Genomic DNA, 888 nt, shown 5'->3' on the forward strand with positions numbered 1-888 from the left:
GCTACCTTCGGGGTCGATACTGTAATCGGAGTTCGGTTCGCCTTCGTTTGCGGTGGCAATGTAACGACCATCTTTAGAAAAACCAACCATATCTGGCAGCGCACCGGTTTTGAAAGTGGTGATTAGAGAAAGATCATCCGAGCGATACAGCGCGATCAAGCCATCTTCCTGCTTATTATTGTTTTCAATCGCGACGGCGACTAAGCCATTAAATACAGCAACAATGTTGGCCGCGCCGATTTCAATACCTGCGGAAGTGCCCGCATCGGTTAGGTCAATAAAATCGGTTTGTGAAGGCGCACTGCTTTCGTTGAGCGACAACACATCCACACGTTTGGCTTGAGCATTGACCACGTAGAGTTTGTCCGTGCACGCATCATAGTTCACGATTTCTGCGGCAGAAGTATCAAACGGCGCATCGGCGATAGATGACCCAACAAACGTCAAACCTTGGATTGAGGTTTCCCCAACAGCGGGTGAACTGATCGGCTTACATTGTGCACTGAAAGATGCGATAACATCGTTCTGTTGCGATGAACATGCGATGGCGAGCGTCGATAACGCCATTGCACCTATTGCCTTAAGTGGGGTGGTCATGATATCTCCTTATCAATCCGATATACTGTCGCTCAATGCATGATTTTCAGATATCTATTCATTCACTGCAGTGGACGATAATAGAACATTGATTGACGTGTGATTTGGTAAGGCTCTGAATATATGTATGATTTATGACTCTTATATGGGCTTTTTATGAAACAAATGTGTCATTGGCGAGATTGCGATGGCATTAGGATTTGGAATGAAAATGGAACTACAACAATTTCTTGATGTGCTTGCATCGTCACCTGAAAAGATTGAATTTGAAACGACGATGGCGGTGATTGA

The 888-nt window shown here is 45.2% G+C and carries 1 protein-coding gene; it reads right to left on the reverse strand.

Annotation, left to right across the window (positions count from 1 at the left end):
* A partial coding sequence (locus R7Q46_RS25760) for a choice-of-anchor I domain-containing protein (protein WP_411978771.1) occupies positions 1 to 597 on the reverse strand: 597 nt, incomplete at its 3' end.
* Positions 598 to 888 lie beyond the last annotated feature (291 nt).

Source organism: Vibrio sp. 811, from assembly GCF_033339195.1.